Origin of the sequence: Levilactobacillus namurensis (assembly GCF_032197885.1) — a bacterium.
In the GTDB taxonomy this organism is placed as follows: Bacteria; Bacillota; Bacilli; order Lactobacillales; family Lactobacillaceae; genus Levilactobacillus; species Levilactobacillus namurensis_A.
The window spans coordinates 1632290-1651836 of sequence record NZ_CP134159.1 but is presented as its reverse complement, the minus strand read 5'-3'; the positions used below and the strand labels follow the sequence as shown (position 1 = coordinate 1651836).

Here is a 19547-nt window from a genome sequence, read left to right as displayed (position 1 = left end):
AGGAGTGACCAGCTGGAATGACTTTTGGAGTTATTTGTGCCATGGAAGAAGAAATCAAGGAGCTTAAGGCGGCCTTGCAAGACGAACAAACCACGAGTATTCATGGGGTGGAATTTTATCAAGGGACCATCCACGACCAAGCCGTGGTGTTAGTGCGTTCTGGAATTGGGAAAGTCGAAGCCGGGTTGACCACGGCTTTACTGATTACCCAATTTAACGTTGATGTGGTCATCAATTCTGGGTCAGCCGGGGCCTTAGCCAGCGGGTTGAAGATCGGGGACGTGGTGATTTCAACGGAAACGGCTTACCACGATGCGGACGCCCGGGCGTTCGGGTACGAATACGGCCAATTGCCACAACAACCGGCCCGGTTTACGGCTTCAAAGGACTGGGGCGACAAGTTGGAGACCGCAGCCAAGCAGACGGGGCTGACCACGAAGCGCGGGTTGATCGTGACTGGTGACCAATTCTTGAACGGTCCGGCTGCCACCAAGCCCATCTTGGAACACTTCCCAGACGCATTGTCCGGGGAAATGGAGGGCGCCGCGGTGGGTCAAGTAGCTCACCAATTCGACGTCCCTTACCTGGTCGTTCGCGCGATGTCCGATACCGCCGATAACAATTCTGGTGTTGATTTTGACGAGTTTATTATTGAGGCTGGGAAGCGTTCAGCGCAGATGTTATTAGCCCTGTTCGCCGATCAGCAGAAGTAACCTAAGGTTTAGGAGGTTTTGGGTGTGAAGGAGATTTACTTAGACAATGCGGCGACGACGCCAATGTCCCCAGCGGTTCTGGCGGAGATGACGGATAAGATGGCCAATGTCTATGGCAACGCATCGACCCTTTATGGGTTAGGTCGAGAGGCCCACACAATTATGGAGAATAGTCGGCAGGTGATTGCGGACAGCATTCATGCGGCTAACGATGAGGAAATCATCTTTACCAGTGGGGGGACCGAAAGTGATAATACGGCGGTGACCCAGACAGCATTAGCCCGTCAAGATTTGGGCGAGCACCTGATCACCACGGCCGTTGAACACGAGGCCATCTTAAAACCCATGAAGGCTTTGGAAAAGCGCGGGTTTGACGTGACCTACCTGCCCGTAGATGAGCATGGGCGCATCAGCCTAGACGACTTTAAGGCCGCCTTGCGGGATGATACGATTCTAGTTTCCATCATGATGGGGAACAACGAGGTGGGGAGCCGGATGCCGATTCATGAGATCGGTGAGATCTTAAAGGACCACCAAGCTTGGTTCCACACGGACGCGGTGCAGGCGTACGGCCTGCTCGACATCGACGTCCAACGCGATCATATCGACTTGCTATCAACGTCCGCCCACAAGCTGAACGGCCCGAAGATGATGGGTTTCCTGTACAAGCGTGAAGGCATCAACTTCCCGAGCTTTGTTAAGGGGGGCGACCAGGAGAAGAAGCGGCGGGCTGGGACTGAAAATGTCCCGGCAATTGCTGGCTTTGCCACAGCGGTCAAGGCTTTGACACCGGAGGTTAAGGAGAAGCGTCAGCAGACATACCACGACTTCAAGCAATACGTAGTCGATGGCCTGACCCGAGCGGGCGTTGACTTTGACGTGAACGGGTCGCTGGATGGTGAGAACTTAAACCACGTGTTGAATCTCTGGATCAAAGGGGTATCGACTTATGTCATGCAGACTAATCTGGACCTTGCCGGCATCGCGGTTTCAGGGGGCTCGGCTTGCACGGCCGGGTCGATTGAGCCGTCACACGTTCTGACCGCCATGTTTGGGGCCGACAGTCCCCGGATTGCCGAGTCGATTCGGTTGTCCTTCGGCGCGTACACCACTACGGCGGATCTCGACGCGTTTATTAAGAACGTTGCGGCAATTGTGGAACGGTTAAAGCATACTAAAGGAGTGAAGTAACGTGCTCTTTCAAAAAGCCATGAAGATCGAAGGAGATACGGATACCTACGAATTGCATCCTAACGTGAAGGCTTACGCCCTAAAGGACGTGGGTTTTCAGGTGTCGAATGCCGGCAACTATACGTTGGAGCGCTCCGTAGATCCGACCTCTCCTTATAATAAGAATCAGATGTTAAAGATTACGATTGCGAAGGACCTCAGTGGGTTCAAGATGGCAACGACCAACGCCTCGGGTAATCGGCGCGTCAACATCTTCAAAGGTGCGCACGCCGAGGGGAACGTGGAACAGTACCATTTTATTCTCCAGAACCTGATGGATCGTGAAATCTTACAGAAAAAGTAGTGGGGGTTCCGTTAGTTTGAGGGCCCCTTGCGTTGCCACGACCTTGGCAACGTAGGAAAATGACCGTCCGTTACCTGGGCTTGACCGGGTGAGGGGCGGTCATTTTGCGAATGGGGGCCTCGGGGCCGGTTTCTTTAGGTCCCGGTAAGGTGGATGATGGCCACAGCCTGCGCCTTGAAAAGTGGGGGACCTGGGAAAAGAAACACCAGGCTTGCAAAATAGGGAGCAAATGGGTACACTGATTAATACTGGACTTGTGCGACCTTCAACTCGTAGATTCTCCAGAATCTGATAGAAATGATGGTGATACCATGCAAGACAACAGCCAAACGCGCGTTGTTGTAGGTATGAGTGGTGGTGTTGATTCCTCCGTCGTGGCGTTGCGGCTTAAGCAGCAGGGTTACGATGTCGTGGGCGTCTTCATGAAGAATTGGGACGACACGGATGAGAACGGTGTCTGCACCGCTACCGAAGACTACAAGGACGTGGCCAAAGTTGCCGCTAAGATCGGGATTCCATATTACTCGGTCAACTTTGAGAAGGAGTACTGGGACCGCGTGTTCACGTACTTCTTGGATGAGTACAAGAAGGGCCGGACCCCTAATCCGGACGTTATCTGTAACAAGGAGATCAAGTTCAAGGCGTTCTTGGATTACGCCTTGGAGCTGGGTGCGGACTACATCGCAACGGGGCACTACGCGCAGTTGACGCGGGATGCTGATGGACATAACCACTTGCTGCGGGCCGTTGACCAGAATAAGGATCAGACCTACTTCTTGAGTCAGTTATCCGCTGAGCAGTTGGACCGGGTCATGTTCCCAATCGGGGACTTGGTCAAGAAGACGCAAGTACGGCAGATGGCCGAAGACGCTGGCTTGGCTACGGCTAAGAAGCCCGATTCCATGGGCATTTGCTTTATTGGTGAGAAGGGTCAGTTCAAGGACTTCTTGAAGCAATACTTACCAGCTAAGCCCGGCAAGATGATGACCGTTGACGGTGAAGTCAAGGGTGAGCATGCTGGGTTGATGTACTACACGATTGGTCAGCGTCGGGGCTTAGGCATCGGCGGTGACGGAATCGATAACGAGCCTTGGTTCGTGATTGGCAAGGATCTGAAGCAAAACATCCTGTACGTGGGCAAGGGTTACCATAACCCGCACCTCTACGCGACGCATCTGTCTGCTTCCGACATTCACTGGGTCAACACGATCGACCGGGGCAGTGACTTCCATTGCACGGCGAAGTTCCGCTACCGGCAAAAGGATACTGGTGTGACGGTTCACTTAAGTGATGACGGCCAGCAGGTCACCGTTGAGTTTGACGACCCAGCCCGGGCAATCACGCCTGGTCAGGCTGTGGTCTTCTATAACGGCAATGAGTGCTTAGGTAGCGCCATTATTGACGCTGCGTACAACGCTGAGCGTCAGTTACAGTTAATCTAGTCTTGAAGCATAGCCCCGTTTACGGCGATTGTCGTGAGCGGGGCTTTTCTAGTGGGAAAAGATTCTGGCGGGACGCGGAGGAAGGACTTTGAAAACCAGCGAAAAACTGTCATAATATGTAAGGATTACGAAAAATTAACGTGGAAGGACGATGCCGAAGTGAAACTCTATTTTATTCGTCACGGAAAGACACAGTGGAATTTAGAAGGGCGTTTTCAGGGTGCCGGCGGTGATTCGCCCCTGTTGCCGGAAAGCTATCAGCAGATGGCCCAGGTCGGCCATTACTTGCAAGACATCCCCTTTCGGCACGCTTACGCGAGTCCTATCAAGCGCGCCCGGGTCACGGCTCAGCACGTGGTGCGGGAGTTGCATCAGCGGATTCCGTTAACGTTACTGAGTCGCTTAGAAGAATTTCACTTGGGCGCCTTAGAGGGGCAGACCTTTACGGCAATTCAGCAGCAGTACCCGACCGAACTGGACGCCTTTCGCAACCATCCGGACCGGTACGTGACGGACCGAATCGGGGGCGAGACGTTTACGCAGGTGATTGACCGGATGACGCCGGCAATTCAACGCATCGTGCGTGACAATCCGCATGATGACGACAACGTGTTGATTGTCAGCCATGGTGCGGCGTTAAATGCCGAGATCAACGCCTTACTGGGGACGCCGTTAGCTGACCTACGCAAGCGGGGCGGGATTCGCAATACCAGTGTAACGGTGTTAGAGACCCAAGACGGGCAGCACTTTGACCTGGTCGATTGGAACAATACCAGTTTCCTCACGGCGACGCCTTCCCCCACGGACACGATTTAAAGGATTGAATAAAATGACAGAAGAAAAGCAAACGGGTCACCGAGCGGCAGCCAAGCAACGTTCGGAAGCCCTAGTCCACCGGCTGGTCCAACAGATTACCAGTCACCCGGGGGACTTTGAACCCTATTATGAATTGGCGACCGCATTGGTGGACCTGCAGTCTTATGCGCAGGCTGAAGAGCTTCTGATGAAGGCCTTAGGGCTCTTCGCGGAACGTCCGGACGCTGTGGAACGGTTGCACTACGGACTGGGTAACGTCTACTACGCGGCCCAGGACTATCCTAAGGCCATTGCCCAGTTTGACCAGTTGAACGCACAACTCAAGGGAGCGGGGTATCTGATGATCGCCCAGTCGCACATGGCCAATGGCGACCATAAGCGGGCCCTGGCCTTTGCGTTGACCGCACTAGCGAGCCAACCCCAAGACCCAGCAACGTTGCAGGTCGTAGCGGAAAATCTCTTAGCGGTCGGTGATATGGCGCAAGCGGGCCACTATTATGACCAGATTCTCAGCCAAGACGCGCAGAACGGTCCCGCCAACTTCGACCGGGGGTTAGTGGCGATGGTGCAGGGTGAACCTTACGCGGCTTACTTTGCCCGAGCCAAGGCAGCTGATCCCCAGTACTACGCGAAGGGGCAAAAGCGCCTGACGGAGATTGAAAAGTTTGTTGACGCACAGCGCAAGAAAAAGGAGTAACGGGTATGGCAACCGAATCTTTGGACTTATTGGCAGCGAATCAGGGAGCGCAAGCGGACTACGTCGTTGGGACGGTCAGTGCGGTCTTTTTTGCCAGTAACGACAGTTTTTACAAGGTCATGCTGATTAAGATCAGCGAGACCAGTTTAGACTGGCATGAAGACGAGATTGTGGTCACGGGAAACTTCGCCGATATCAAGGACGACGTGACTTACCGGTTTACGGGTAAAAAAGTCGAGCATCCCAAGTACGGGGTGCAGTTCCAAGCGGACAACTATCAAAACGAGACCCCGACGTCGCGGAGTGGGGTCATCGCTTACTTAAGCGGTGAGGACTTCCCGGGGCTGGGGAAGAAGACGGCCACAAAGATCGTGGATGCGTTGGGCCCTGACACAATCGAGAAGATTTTAAACGATCATCACGTGTTAGCGGGATTGGGCCTGTCTGAGAAAGTCACGCAGACGCTGATCAGCCAGTTGCAGACCAATAACGGCATGGAACAGATCATTATTGGGCTCAACGGGTACGGCTTCGGGAGCACGTTAGCGGCGGCCATCTATAACCGGTATCAGGAGAAGACCCTAGACGTGATTCACGAGAATCCTTACCAGTTGGCCGAAGATATTACCGGAGTCAGCTTCAAGCGGGCTGACCAGATTGCCACGCAATTAGGGTACGCCCCGGACCGACCGGAGCGGATTCGTGCGGGACTCCTACAGACCTTGCGGGACTTATCCGTGGCGAACGGCGATACCTACACCACGGCCAAGCCCTTGCTGACGCAGACGCTGAGCCTCTTGGAGAATAGCCGCAACGTTCGGTTACAACCCCAACTTTTGGCGGACCAACTGCTGACGCTAGCCAAGCAGCAGAAGGTCGTGGGGGATGAGCAACGAATCTACCTAAAGCCGCTGTATGACGCGGAGTGGCAGATTGCCGAGCACCTGAACCGGCTGTTGCAAGCGGACCAAGATCCCGCGGAAAAGTTTAATGAAGCGGCAATTCGTAAGCAGTTGCGGATTGTTGAGAAACAGTTGGCCATCGTCTACGATGACTCCCAGACGGCGGCGTTGATTGCGGCGATTCAGGCCAAGGTCATGTTGCTGACCGGGGGGCCGGGGACCGGGAAGACCACCATTATTCGGGGGTTGGTCCAGTTGTACGCGCGGCTCAACGAGTTGTCGTTAGATATTAATCAATATAAAGAAAAACCATTTCCAATTTTATTGGCGGCGCCTACCGGCCGCGCGGCTAAGCGCATGAGCGAGACCACCGGGTTACCCGCCAGTACGATTCACCGCCTGTTAGGGTTAACCGGACGGGAGGACGACCTAGACGCTGCCACGACCAAGGACCTCGAGGGGGGACTCTTGATCATCGATGAGACGTCGATGGTCGACGTTTCCCTGATGAAGGTGCTGTTGCGTGCGGTTCCTGTGGGGATGCAAGTGGTCTTAGTCGGCGATAAGGACCAGCTGCCTTCCGTGGGACCGGGCCAGGTCTTTCACGACCTCCTCGATAGTCCTCATCTGAGTAAGATTCAGTTGGATACGATTTACCGGCAGGGGGATGGGTCGTCGATCATTCCGCTGGCCCACGCCATCAAGAACGGGCAACTGCCGCCAGACTTCACACAGAATCAAAAGGACCGGTCGTTTATCGCTTGTCACGCGAACCAGGTCGGGTCGGTGATCGACCAGATCGTGGCTAAAGCTCACCAAAAGGGATTCACGGCGGCGGATATTCAGGTCTTAGCCCCGATGTACCGCGGAGTCGCGGGGATCGACCGGTTGAACCAGATCTTGCAGGAAATCTTGAATCCCAAAATCCGTGCGCAGCAAAAGGAAGTCGATTTTCGGCAACAGAAGTTCCGCATCGGCGACAAGGTCTTGCACCTGGTTAACAGTCCGGAAAACAACGTCTTCAATGGCGACATTGGGACCATTACGGGAATCGACTTAGCTAAGGCACCACATAGTAAGGTCAAGAGCGACCAGTTGACGATTGCGTTCGAGCAGACCGAAGTGACCTACGCGCGTAACGATTGGAACCGACTCACACTGGCTTATTGTATGTCGATCCACAAGTCGCAGGGGTCGGAGTTTAAGTTGGTGATCCTCCCGATGGTCAGCCAGTATAGTCGAATGTTGCAACGGAACTTGCTGTACACGGCGGTCACGCGAGCAGCCGATATGCTGATTCTGATTGGTGAACCCCAAGCCTTTCGGACCTGTGTCGAGAACCTGTCGGTCAACCGGCACACCACGTTGACGGCCCGGATTCAAGCGGTCTTAGCGCCAGATCAGCCGGTCAAGTCAGATTCTGAAGCGATGACTGAAGAAACTGAGTCGACGGTGGCTGATCCTTCGGCGACACCGAAGACGCCTACAACGCCAGAACCGGCAGCGACCGCCACGCCGACGCCCAAGGATTACCGGTTGACGCCCCAGTTGGTCTTAACGGGCGGCATTGATCCCATGATTGGCATGCAGGGGGTAACTCCCCAACAATTTATGAGGAAGCACTAAAAGTGTTCGGTAAATCGTTGCGTTTCCCGGCCGAAATTGCGATAATAAAAGCAAGTAAGACTTCATGAACGCAGTTAGAACTTTAGGAGGCTGTTATGTCAGAACAGGTCGAAGCGGGTAAATTGAAAGTATTTGCCCTGAACTCGAATCGTCCCTTAGCCGAAAAGATTGCCCAGGCAGCTGGCGTTGAATTAGGAAAGGCGACAATTAAGCATTTTAGTGACGGTGAGATTCAAATCAGTATCGACGAGAGTATCCGGGGGGATGAACTGTTTTTGATTCAGTCCGTCTCGGATCCCGTTAATACGAATTTGATGGAGCTGTTGATCATGGTCGACGCTGCACGGCGGGCCAGTGCGGAGAAGATCAACGTGGTCATTCCGTACTACGGCTACTCACGGGCTGACCGGAAGGCACGTTCCCGTGAACCCATTACGGCGAAGTTGGTCGCCTCCATGTTACAGATGGACGGGGTGGATCGGGTGATTGCCCTGGACTTGCACGCAGCCCAGTTACAAGGATTCTTCGATATTCCGGTCGACCACTTACAGAGTGACCGGTTGCTGGCGAGCTACTTTGAAGGTCAGTCCAAGTTAACGGCGGACAACACGGTCGTGGTGGCGCCGGATCATGCTGGTGTGAGTCGGGCCCGGCGGCTAGCCGAGCTATTGGGGACCCCCATCGCCATCATCGATAACCGGAGTGAAACGGAGAATGCCGCTCACCCAGAAGCCGTGATTGGGAGCGTTCAAGGCAAGCACGCCATCTTAGTTGATGACATTATTGACACGGCGGTTCGGATTACGGTGGCCGCAGGAGCTTTGAAGAAGGCTGGCGCGGCGGACGTCTTTGCCTGTGCCACGCACCCGGTCCTTTCGGGGGATGCGACGCAACGGATCAACGATTCCGAGTTGGAAAAGGTGGTCGTCACCGATTCGATTCAGATTCCTGAAGAAAAGCAAAGCGATAAGTTCGAGATCATGTCCGTTGACCAGTTATTTGGTCGGGCCATCAACCTGATTTATCACGAACAGCCAGTGGATCAACTCTTCCGCTCGCCGATTCAAAAGCAACAGCAGTAATGATTCAGATGTTTTTGGGGGGCTCCGACAGGGGTGCCCCTTTTTTAGTGGGGTGAGGATTTGCAAGCAAGACGGGTAGCAGGACAAACGGATATTGGCGATTACCTCAAGGCAACGGCGTGTACCCTGGTGATGATCCAGTCGGTACTGGGCTTGGGAATGGCGCAAGCCCCCACGGCGGGGCAGCAATGGGGGATGGGCCTGGTTTACGATGCCGTCAAGTTCACGGCGCCAGCCTTCATCTTCGGCATCTTGTATACGATTCTGCGCCATTATCGAGACCGGCCGACCTGGGCTTACCGGGACTATTACCGACAGCAGTGGCATGCCATGTTCGTGCCGACCATTTGGTGGACGCTAGCCTACTTGGTGGTGATTCCCCAAGTGCAGGAGCACCAAGCCTACCACGATGTACGGCGCTTTCTGTGGCAGTTCGTCAACGGGAATGCGGCACCCCACCTCTGGTATAACAGCATGATGCTCCAGTTCATCATTGTAATGCCCGCTTTTTGGTGGCTGGCGCGGTGGTGTGGGACGCAAGCCCATCGCTCCTGGTGGGCCTTGGGGGTGACGTTTGTCGTGTACGCCGCTTGGTTAGCGGCCTTTCCCCACTTTTCGACGTACTTAGTCGACCGCATCTGTCTAAGTTTTTTGCCGTACGGGGTGGCCGGGACCTTAGCCAGTGGCGGGACCCGGTGGACGCAATGGCTTGACCGGTATCGGTGGGGGCTATTGGCAGTTGTGGCGGGGGCCTACGGGTGGCTGACCTGGCAGTTGCTCGACCGGGGGTTGCCCGTTCAGTTGGCTGACGCCAGCTACTATCAGTGGTCGGCGACGCTATATTCGTTCGCGATTATTTTGCTGATTGCACTGGTGGGCTTCCGACAGATCAGCCGTTGGGGGCGCACCGTCAACGGGATTCACTGGCTGGCGACCTACGCTTACCGGGCGTTTTTAGGCCATGTCTTTTGGCTGACGCTACTCTGGTCGCTCACCACGGCCTGGCCGCTGGTGCCTCGGATGCTGACGTGTTACTTGGGGACCTGGTTACTGGCCTTTACCTTAGCGTACGGGATGCATAGGGCTTGGTCGGCGGTTAAATTAGGGGTTCAAAAAAGCTTGTCCCGGTAAGGACAAGCTTTTTTCATGACTTAATTGGTGGCTTGCTTGGCGCGGCGGTCGTAATCTAAGTGTCGCTCTAGCCAGTTTTGCCCCGCCGTCAGGACGACACAACACAGCCAGTAAAGAACGGCAATCGTGATGTAGATGGTCATGTAGTCCTGATTAGCCCCCGCGACAATCTTGGCCTGCATGAACATCTCGGAGACCGTGATCATGGCCGCTAACGATGTGCTTTTAAACATATCGAGCAGAATGTTCCCGAGCGCCGGTAGCCCGATTCGGAGGGCCTGAGGCAAGATGATGTAGCGGATGACCTTGGGGTAGGAGAGGCCTAAGGAATAGGCGGCTTCGTACTGGCCGGGGTCGATTCCCATAAAGGCGGACCGAAAGACTTCGGAGACGAACGCCGAGGAGACCACCGTAAACGAGATGATCGCCGCTGGCAGGGCGTTTGCGCCGAACCCAAAGTAGACAATGAAGAGCACCACTAACATGGGCACCCCGCGCATGAATGAAATGTAGCACCGCGCGATGCCGTGAAGCAGGCGCCAGTGACTGAGTTGGGCCAATGTTAAGAAGAGTCCGAGAATCAGTGCACAGAGAAAGGCCACGGCTGTCAGGTATACCGACATCGGTAGGCCCCTTAGAATCTGGGGTACCGAGGACCAAGCGAGCGGGGCGTTAAAGAACCCCGGAATGGTAAAGTCATGGAGCATGGTGTCCGCCCCCTAACTGGTTATTGGCCGTTGTACTGTGACTTGATCTTGAAGTTCTTGGAGATGTGAACCTTGGGCTGCTGGGTGACGTCGGCCCCGTAGTACTTGACGGCCAGCTTCTTGATGGTCCCGTTCTTCAACAGCACCTTGACTTCTTTGTCGATTTGTTTCCGCAAGGCGGTGTTGTCCTTCTTCATCAGCATGCCGACACCACTACCGTCATCGCTAGTGGTAAAGTATAAGCCTTTGGCGATGTGCAACTGGCTGTGCGGCGTTGCGGCCAGAGCCAATTTTTGCAGGTAATAGTCGTTCATGATGAAGTCGGTCTTGCCATTCTTGACGTCGCGCATGTAGACGTCGTTGGAGACGTTGTCGTAGTTGACCAACTTCGCGCCTAGCTGTTGCGCAAGGCGTTGGTAATTGGTCCCCGCTTCACCGGCCGCCTTCTTCCCCTTGATGTCTGCCCAGGAGTGAATTCCGGAATCGTTCTTATCCCGGACCACCAGGCTGCTGAAGGAGTGCTTGTAGACCGTCGATAAGGCGAAGTCCTTCTTCCGGGCGGGAGACAGGCCAAAATCGTTTGCGGCGATGTCAGCCTTACCCGTCTTGACTGCGGTCAGTTGGCCATCCACGCCGAGTTCTTTGAATTCGACCTTCTTGTGGAGCCCCTTGGCCACCGCCTTGACCACTTCGACGTCAAAGCCCGTTAGCTTCTTGGACTTTGGATCGTGAAACGACGTCGGGTAGAGTGTCCCGGAAGTCGCCACGATGAGCGTCTTTTTCTTTGTTGCCTGTTGAGCCGTTGCCTGAGTCGAGGATTTCCCGCAACCAACGAGTCCCGCACTCAGTACCATGCTCAAACCTAACCCTAAAACCAACCATTTTTTCGTCTTATTCATCAAGTTTTCAGTCCCTTCGGAGTTTGTGATTTAAGACTTTTTAAGTATAACGACTTGAAAACGGTTTTACAACCGGGTAAGGTAAATCCAAGTAGGTGACTTACATAAAATTAGTGGTATCATCATAGGAGGTCGTTTTATATGACAGTGACAGATTGGGTCGGCACACCGGCACTCACTTGGGCGCGGCGCATTCGTGAAGGGGCGGTAACCAGCCAAGAGCTGATTACGGCGGCGTTTGCGGAGATCGACCGACAGAATCCAGAGTTAAATGCGGTCATTACCACGCGTAAGGCGCAGGCCATGGCCGAGGCAGCCGCTCAGACGGATACGGGCCAACCCTTTTTGGGAGTCCCGTTGCTGTTAAAGGGGCTGGGTCAGCAGCTTAAGGGGGAGTCGAGTACCAGTGGGTCGCGCCTCTTAGCGCATAACGTGGCCACGGAGACCAGCTTCTTCGTGCGGGCGTTACAGCAAGCGGGCTTCATCGTGATTGGTCAGACCAACTTTCCGGAATTCGGCTTTAAAAACATTACGGATGCCCAACTCTACGGGCCGGCCCGGAATCCTTGGAACTTAGACTACCAACCCGGTGGTTCTTCTGGGGGCGCTGGAGCCAGTGTGGCTGCGGGATTCGTCCCGATTGCGGCCGGTAGTGACGGGGGCGGGTCCATTCGGATTCCGTCGTCTTGGTCGGGAACGATTGGGTTGAAGCCCACGCGGGGCCGGGTTCCGGTCGGTCCCAGTGATTGGCGGTCGTGGCAGGGGGCGGCAATTGATTTTGCGTTGACCCGGTCAATTGCCGATACGGCGACCTTACTAGATAGCCTGCAGACCCTCCAGCCCGCGGCGGTCTTTCAGACGCCCCTGGCGCAACCAGGATTTGCGGCGCAACTTTCGCAGAAATGCCGACCAGGTGTGATTGGTTTCTCCACCGTTTCACCAGTGGGGACGCCGGTCAGCCCGACGGCAGTGGCGGCGGTTCGTGACGCGGCTCAGTTCTTAGAAGAACAGGGTTACGCCGTGGAAGAAGTGAAGATCCCCGTAGATGGCGTGGCCTTAATGGAAAGTTATTACACCATGAACGCGGGTGAAACGGCGGCGTTCATGAGTCAACTGGCTACGAGCCTGCAGCGAAAGCTGACGGCCGATGACATGGAGTTATTGACCTGGGCGTTGTACCAGACGGGGCTTAAGACGAGTGCCGCTGAATACAGCCTAGCGTTGGCACAATGGGATCAGGCGGCCTGGCAGATGGCCCAACTCCATGCCCAGTACCCGGTGATCTTAACGCCAACGACGGCTTGGCCGGCGCCTAAGGTGGGGGATTCGCTGGTGTCGCCCGAACACGTTGCGAAGATGCAAGACATTGCTAGCTTGAGCCCGGCAGCCCAAAAGCAGCTGATCTATGACCAATGGTTACCGGCACTGACCCGTTCGCCCTTTACCCAACAGGCGAACTTAACGGGGGAGCCCGCCATTAGTTTACCGACGGCAGTAACCCCTGAGGACTTGCCCCTGGGAATCCAGTTCAACGCGGCTAAGGGCCAAGAAGCGGTCTTGTTACAACTTGGGGCTTTATTCGAACGGGCGAACAAGTTAAAATGGTTACACACAACTAAATTGTAGTGAGGAGATAGGATTTTGAGAGGAAAGCATTTTGGTATCTTACTAGGACTGACCCTGCTGGTCGTGGGGGGCTTGGCGGCTTGCGGCAAATCTAATTCGTCGTCTTCATCGTCGACCAAGCTAGCGGCTGATCAATCCGTTAAGTTATCTGCCAAGTCAGAGGTGACGACCTTGGACGTTTCTAAGGCGGCCGATTCGACCAGTCTGACCATGCTCTACCACACCCAAGAGGGGTTGTTTCGGTTAGGTAAGGATGAAAAGTTGATTAACGCTCTGGCAACTAAGACTACGGTGTCTAACGGGGGCAAGCGCTACGTGTTTGATCTGCGGAAGACCAATCACTGGAACGACGGGAAGCCCGTTACGGCGCACGACTTTGTCTATTCGTGGCGGCGAACGGTGACCCCCAAGACGGCTTCTGAGTACGCCTACTTGATGGCCGGTGTGAAGAACTTTGATCAGATTAAAAACGGGAAACTGGCACCGTCCCAATTAGGGGTCAAGGCGTTAGGGGATTATCGCCTAGAAGTCACGTTGAGTAAGCCCGTGGCGTACTTCAAACTCTTGCTGGCCTTCCCAACTTTCTTCCCGCAAGAAGAATCCGTAGTGACTAAGGAAGGTAGCCATTATGGTCATTCCAGCAGTGCGACGGCTTACGATGGTCCGTTCAAGATGACTAAGTGGCAAGGTACGTCGCAGAACTGGACGTTAGTGAAGAACCCCAAGTTCTGGGATAAGCGGCAGATTCATCTGAACAAGCTGAACTTCCAGGTCGTAGCGGATCCAGCAACGGGTCTTAGCCTCTTCCAGAAGAAGTCCTTGGATGCCACGACGCTGGACGGGACTCAGGTGGCGAACCTGAAGAATAACCCTAATCTGAAGACTTACGTTGGCGGAACCACGTACTACATGCAGATGAACCAAAAGCGGGTCAAGGCTCTAAAGAACCTGAAGGTCCGGCAAGCCTTGTCCTTGGCAATCGATAAAAAGCAGCTGGCCAGTCACGTCTTACGGGACGGGTCCAAGGCACCGCTAGGCTTTGTATCCCAGAACCTGACGCGCAATCCTAAGACTAAGGCTGACTTTGCCCGGGATGCTTATGTTAAGCAGGGAGTGGCCTACGACCTGCCCCAGGCTAAGAAGCTGATGAAGGCGGGGTTAAAGGCCACGGGGACCAAGCAGTTGACGTTGACCTTACTGAGTGATGATTTACCAGGAACCAAGACGGTCGCACAGTACCTGCAGGCCGAATTGAACAAGTTACCCAACGTGAAGATCACGCTCAACTCGCTACCATATAAGACGCGGCTGAGTCGGTCGAACGCCGGGAATTTTGATTTGGTCATCTCTAGTTGGGGTGCTGATTTCGCGGATCCCATCAACTTCTTATCGTTGATGAGTACTGGCAACACCAATAACAATGGTGGGTTTAGCGATGCGCAGTACGACGCCGCCATTCAAAAGTCGGAGAATCAGGATGCCAACCGGCCAACTGCCCGTTATCAGGACTTGGTCACGGCCGAGAAGCGATTGATGACCCAACAAGGGGTCGTACCGTTGTATCAACCGGCCACCGTTGAGTTGTGGAACGCCAAGGTGAGCGGCTACGTCTGGAACCCGGCGGGGATGAGCCGGGGTTACCAGTGGATGGAAGTTCACCAGTAAGTTCTAGCCCAGAACCCAAAGTTTAATGAAAACATGATGAAAAGCCACGCGGTGTTGACCGGGTGGCTTTTTGGTTGCCTAGAAATGAAAACGCTTGCTAACATTTTTGAAATCACAATTGAAATTCATTATGGAACATGTTATACCTAAAGTAGTGTTTATGAAAACGAATACATAAAATGTTTATCACGTAGGTTGGAGGATGACGATATGCAATTAGACGAAATTTTGACGGAACAACGTAATCACCGTTCGACCCATATTGATCGGGAATCGACACTAGATATGGTGGCCACGATTAATCGGGAAGATCAGCGGGTAGCCCGGGCGGTCCAGAAGCAATTGCCCCAGATTGCCGCGGCCATTGATGCGGCGTATCCCAAGTTTGATCAGGGTGGTCGGTTGATTTACGTGGGTGCCGGCACGTCCGGTCGCTTAGGCGTCATCGACGCTACCGAGTTACAGCCCACTTATGGGTTAACGGCCCAGCAGACGTTTGGGCTGATTGCGGGGGGCCAAGCGGCTTTGACCCAGACCGTTCAGTCGGCAGAGGATTCACCAGAACTTGCCCAGACTGATTTGGAAGCGGTTAATATCACGGCGAACGATATCGTGATTGCTAGTGCGGCCTCTGGCCAGACGCCGTACACGGTAGCCGCGTTGCGGTATGCGCAGACGCAAGGGGCATTGGGGATTGGGTTCTCGTGCATCGCCGATAGTGAACTTGCCGAATTAGCGGATTACCCGATTACCCCCGTTGTGGGGCCAGAAGTCATTACCGGGGCGACCCTGCTAAAGGCGGGAACGGCCGAGAAGATGGTATTGAACATGCTGTCTACGGGTATCATGATCAAGTCTGGGAAGGTCTACCAGAACCTGATGATTAACGTAGTCCCGACAAACGATAAGACTTTAGAGCGGGCCAAGAAGATCATCGCGGAAGCAACTCAGACGTCTACGCTGGCTGCCGAGCGGGCGTTAGCGCGTTCGGGGAATAATGTTCCGTTGGCCATTGTGCTGATTGAGACCAAGGGCACCATTGCGGAGGCTAAGGAGTTATTGGCTACCACTAACGGCCACGTTTCTCAGGCCGTGAAGTTAAGTGACGACCGCCATTAGCCCTAGTGAATCGCTTGACCGGTCCGCACCAATTCCTTTATACTTTAGACTAGGTATTGAGTAGAAAGGAATGGGACAAGTTTATGTATGTAGCAGATGAAAAACGGTACGAGAAGATGCCGATTCGCCGAGCAGGCAATACCGGTTTTCAACTACCGGCAATTTCTTTTGGCATGTGGCATAGTTTTGGTGAAAGTGCCAACTATGCGGATACGCGGGACATCATTTTAAAGGCGTTCGATGCGGGCATCTTCAGCTTCGATAACGCGGCGAACTACGGTCCGGGAACTGGTGAAGCGGAACGGCTATTCGGGCAGGTCTTTGCCCGGGAATTGAAGCCTTACCGTGATGAACTCGTGATTACCACGAAGGCTGGGTTCCATATGTGGCCTGGACCTTATGGCCAGATGAGCTCCCGTAAAGCACTGATTGCCTCATTGGATCAATCGCTGGAACGGATGGGCTTGGACTACGTTGACGTGTACTACAGCCACCGGTTCGATCCGGAGACGTCACCTGAAGAGACAGCCGTTGCGTTGAACGATATCGTTCGCCAAGGGAAGGCACTCTACGTGGGAATCTCCAACTACACGGCGCCACAAGCAGCAGCCATGATCAAGATTTTCAAGGACCTCCACACGCCATTCGTGGCGGACCAGGTTTCCTACAATATGTTGAACCAAAAGGCCAACCAGGACGGTTTGTTTGACGAGATGCGCCGGAACAACGCCGGGGTCATTGCGTATGGTCCGTTGGCGGAAGGTCTGTTGACCGATAAGTATCTGGATGGGATTCCCGATGATGTGAACATTCACTGGTCCAGTCAATATGTCTTGGATCAGGGCCGGGATAAAGTGGCCCAAAAACTGGTCGCTTTGAACAAGATTGCGCAGAGTCGGGGGCAGAAACTCTCCCACATGGCGCTAGCTTGGTTACTCCATGATCCCGTAGTGACGAGTGTGATTACGGGGGCTTCCAAGCCGGAACACTTGTATGAAAACGTCAAGGCCGTGCAGAATCTGAAATTTGATCCTGAAGAATTGGCCGCTATTGACCGAATCTTGAAAGCTTAATTGAACTTGAAACAGTCTAAGACTAGCTCTGTAAAATCCAAACGGTTTTACAGAGCTTTTTTGAACGGCAGTGATGTGGTATTCAAGTATATGATTGACGCTTATTATCGATTAAAAAGACTCTCGTCCCCCAACAGGATAAGGGCATAGTGGTTGCTTGCATAAATAAGAACACCAACCATTTGTCGTCTTAAGTGTATGCTGATTGGCACCGGCTGCCCCTTGACTAACCGCCTTTTATCGCACGCTCTTTAGTTTTTCTGGAAAACTTCGCCCGCAAGCGCTAACCCGTGCGGTATAATAAACTAAACAAGATGGTGTGGAGGTTGCTATGACACGCAAAGTCACGATTCGAGACCTGGCTGAAGCGGCGGGCGTTTCAGTCACCACGGTTTCACAAATTTTAAACGGTAAAGGCGAGCGGTTTAGTCTGGATACCCGCCGGCGCGTCCATCAATTGCAAGAAGAGATGGGGTACGTCCCGGACTTTAATGCGCGGAATTTAATTATGAAGTCGGCGCAGACCATCGGTGTCTTGGTCCCTAACTTAGGGAACCCCTTTTTTAGTATGTTCATTAAGGGGGTCCAATCAGCGAGTCGGCAGCGACAGTTCATTCCCCTGATTTTTGGGGCGAACCACGATGAGAAGTTGGAAAGCTACTATCTGCAGGAACTGATCAAGCGGGCGGTCGACGGGCTGATCATCGCCAGTGCCTCGATTACCGGGGAAGCCATTGATAATATCCTGAAGAAGAATGGGATTCCGTACTTACTGATCGATCAAAACGGTGGGCCCAGCATGGATGGGGTCCGCATCGATGACGACCGGGGCGGCCAGTTAGCGGCGCAACACTTGTTGGCCTTTGGTCACCGGCGGATTGCAGTGGTCATGCCCCAAAATGCTACCCAGAATTTGCGGATTCGCCTGGCAGGATTTCGCCAGGCATTGGCCCAAGCCCAGGTGACGTTGACGGATGCGGACATTATCTTGTCACCGATGACGAAGCTAGGGGGCTATCAAGCTACGGCGGCAGTTCTAAAGCAACACCCCACAGCAGTCTTTGCCATTAACGATGAGACGGCATTAGGGTTGATGCGGGGGTTCCACGAACGGGGAATTCGCGTGCCTCAGGATATCTCAGTCCTGGGCTACGATGATATTGATTTGGACGAGTATGTCGTGCCACGGTTAAGCAGTGTGCACCAACCGGTGGTCACAATGGGTGAACAGGCCACAGAACTGCTGATCAACCGGATCCATAATCGGCGTCAAGCGGCACAGGTGGTGGCGCTACCAGTTGATTTTCGGCAGCGAGAAAGCACGGGACCGGTTAAGCCGGATTAAATTCCGCTTGTAAGCCTTTTCGAAATATGATACGCTACGTGTAGAAAGTTAAAACACGTTGCGTCAGTATAACGTAAAACGTTTTACACGCAACTCAGGATGAAGGAGTGAAGGGTCAATTATGACAAATCAAGTAACGGTATTAGGAAGTTTGAACGTCGACACCACCTTGCGGATTGCGCGGATGCCTCAGCCGGGCGAAACGCTCTCTACGGAAAACAAGAGTAGTGCCGCCGGTGGTAAGGGTGCGAACCAAGCGGTCGCGGCTGCACGGGCGGGCGCTCAGACCCGCTTCATCGGTAAGGTGGGGAATGACGAAGCCGGTCGGTTTATGGTGGAATCCCTCAAGAACGACGGTATCGACACTAGTGCCATTGTGACCGATAAGACCGTTGGGACGGGGTCTGCCTTCATCCTGTTAGACGAAGAGGGGCAGAACAGTATCTTGGTCTACGGGGGCTCTAACCAGCAGATCAAGCCAGCTGAAGTCACGGCAGTGGAAGCAGAGATTGCCAAGGCCGACTTCTTAATTACCCAATTCGAGACGCCACAAGCGGCGACGTTAACGGCCTTTACGCTGGCCAAACAACACGGGGTCACCACGATTCTGAACCCGGCGCCGGCTGCGAAGATTGACCCAGCCATCCTGAAAGTGACTGATTTGGTGGTTCCTAACGAAACGGAAAGTGCCGTTTTAACGGGGATCGAAGTAACGGATGTGGCGTCGATGGATGCCAATGCGGTGAAATTCCGGGAAATGGGCGTTAAAAACTTGATTATCACGGTCGGGAGTAAGGGCGCGTACTACAATACTGAAAAGTACGGTTCTGGTTTCGTACCGGCGTTTAAGGTCAAGGCGGTGGACACCACGGCCGCTGGGGATACCTTCATCGGCGCCTTGAGCTCGCAGTTGACGCCAGACTTGAGTAACGTTGAAACGGCGCTGGTCTTCGCACAACGGGCCAGTTCCTTGACGGTCCAGGGACTCGGGGCTATGCCATCGATTCCAACCTTTGACCAGGTTCAAGCAGCAGCTAAGAAGTAACCAACAATTAAATTGGTCTATTCAGGATTCTTTTCAAATTAATTTGAAAAGAATCCTTTTTTTTATAATGATTATGACAACCGGTTGCAGCATTTAAATACCGGTCTACAAAATGGTTAGACCAA

17 protein-coding genes are annotated in these 19547 nt (G+C 53.8%); 15 read left to right on the top strand and 2 right to left on the bottom strand.

Annotated elements, in window-relative coordinates; genetic code table 11:
• The first annotated feature begins 17 nt into the window (after nt 1-17).
• The 9 genes from RIN67_RS07905 (at nt 18) to RIN67_RS07865 (ending at nt 9943) form a co-directional block, all read left to right on the top strand.
• Nucleotides 18-713, top strand: a complete 696-nt coding sequence (locus RIN67_RS07905; RefSeq protein ID WP_024746071.1) for a 5'-methylthioadenosine/adenosylhomocysteine nucleosidase — start codon at nt 18-20, stop codon at nt 711-713.
• A 24-nt stretch (nt 714-737) separates the two neighbouring features.
• Nucleotides 738-1904, top strand: a complete 1167-nt coding sequence (locus RIN67_RS07900; protein WP_264999277.1) for a cysteine desulfurase family protein — start codon at nt 738-740, stop codon at nt 1902-1904.
• 1 nt (nt 1905) lies between these two features.
• The gene (locus RIN67_RS07895) at nt 1906-2247 is read left to right on the top strand and encodes a DUF1831 domain-containing protein (RefSeq protein WP_024746073.1); all 342 of its coding nucleotides are present in this window, start codon (nt 1906-1908) and stop codon (nt 2245-2247) included.
• 311 nt (nt 2248-2558) lie between these two features.
• A complete protein-coding gene (gene mnmA / locus RIN67_RS07890; RefSeq protein ID WP_264999278.1) occupies nt 2559-3689 on the top strand; it encodes a tRNA 2-thiouridine(34) synthase MnmA in 1131 nt (376 codons plus the stop codon).
• Nucleotides 3690-3848: 159 nt separating this feature from the next.
• Nucleotides 3849-4505: a histidine phosphatase family protein gene (locus RIN67_RS07885; protein WP_264999279.1), complete on the top strand. Its 657-nt coding sequence runs from the start codon at nt 3849-3851 to the stop codon at nt 4503-4505.
• Between the two features lie 13 nt (nt 4506-4518).
• Nucleotides 4519-5202: a tetratricopeptide repeat protein gene (locus tag RIN67_RS07880; RefSeq protein WP_264999280.1), complete on the top strand. Its 684-nt coding sequence runs from the start codon at nt 4519-4521 to the stop codon at nt 5200-5202.
• A gap of 5 nt (nt 5203-5207) precedes the next feature.
• Nucleotides 5208-7730, top strand: a complete 2523-nt coding sequence (gene recD2, locus RIN67_RS07875; RefSeq protein WP_264999281.1) for an SF1B family DNA helicase RecD2 — start codon at nt 5208-5210, stop codon at nt 7728-7730.
• A 95-nt stretch (nt 7731-7825) separates the two neighbouring features.
• Entirely contained in the window at nt 7826-8812 is a 987-nt protein-coding gene (locus tag RIN67_RS07870; protein WP_264999282.1) for a ribose-phosphate diphosphokinase, read from the top strand.
• A gap of 60 nt (nt 8813-8872) precedes the next feature.
• On the top strand, nt 8873-9943 hold the full coding sequence (locus tag RIN67_RS07865) for an acyltransferase (RefSeq protein WP_264999283.1): 1071 nt from the start codon (nt 8873-8875) through the stop codon (nt 9941-9943).
• Nucleotides 9944-9963: 20 nt separating this feature from the next.
• On the opposite strand, the gene RIN67_RS07860 is transcribed toward RIN67_RS07865, so the two are convergent.
• Complete coding sequence (locus tag RIN67_RS07860) at nt 9964-10650, bottom strand: amino acid ABC transporter permease (RefSeq protein ID WP_264999284.1); 687 nt, start codon at nt 10648-10650, stop codon at nt 9964-9966.
• Between the two features lie 20 nt (nt 10651-10670).
• Nucleotides 10671-11549 carry a transporter substrate-binding domain-containing protein gene (locus RIN67_RS07855; RefSeq protein ID WP_264999285.1) on the bottom strand — a complete coding sequence of 293 codons (879 nt, stop codon included), beginning with the start codon at nt 11547-11549 and terminating at the stop codon, nt 10671-10673.
• A gap of 141 nt (nt 11550-11690) precedes the next feature.
• Between RIN67_RS07855 and RIN67_RS07850 the strand changes: the two genes are divergently transcribed.
• The 6 genes from RIN67_RS07850 (at nt 11691) to rbsK (ending at nt 19422) form a co-directional block, all read left to right on the top strand.
• Nucleotides 11691-13175: an amidase gene (locus tag RIN67_RS07850; RefSeq protein ID WP_264999286.1), complete on the top strand. Its 1485-nt coding sequence runs from the start codon at nt 11691-11693 to the stop codon at nt 13173-13175.
• 15 nt (nt 13176-13190) lie between these two features.
• Nucleotides 13191-14840 (top strand): peptide ABC transporter substrate-binding protein, encoded by a 1650-nt coding sequence (locus tag RIN67_RS07845; protein WP_264999287.1) that lies wholly within the window; start codon nt 13191-13193, stop codon nt 14838-14840.
• Nucleotides 14841-15050: 210 nt separating this feature from the next.
• Nucleotides 15051-15959, top strand: coding sequence for an N-acetylmuramic acid 6-phosphate etherase (murQ, locus tag RIN67_RS07840; protein ID WP_264999288.1), 909 nt, complete (start codon nt 15051-15053; stop codon nt 15957-15959).
• Nucleotides 15960-16042: 83 nt separating this feature from the next.
• Nucleotides 16043-17032, top strand: coding sequence for an aldo/keto reductase (locus tag RIN67_RS07835; protein ID WP_264999289.1), 990 nt, complete (start codon nt 16043-16045; stop codon nt 17030-17032).
• Between the two features lie 331 nt (nt 17033-17363).
• Complete coding sequence (rbsR, locus tag RIN67_RS07830; RefSeq protein ID WP_264999290.1) at nt 17364-18377, top strand: ribose utilization transcriptional repressor RbsR; 1014 nt, start codon at nt 17364-17366, stop codon at nt 18375-18377.
• A 121-nt stretch (nt 18378-18498) separates the two neighbouring features.
• Entirely contained in the window at nt 18499-19422 is a 924-nt protein-coding gene (rbsK, locus tag RIN67_RS07825) for a ribokinase (RefSeq protein ID WP_024746087.1), read from the top strand.
• The last annotated feature ends 125 nt before the right edge of the window (nt 19423-19547 follow it).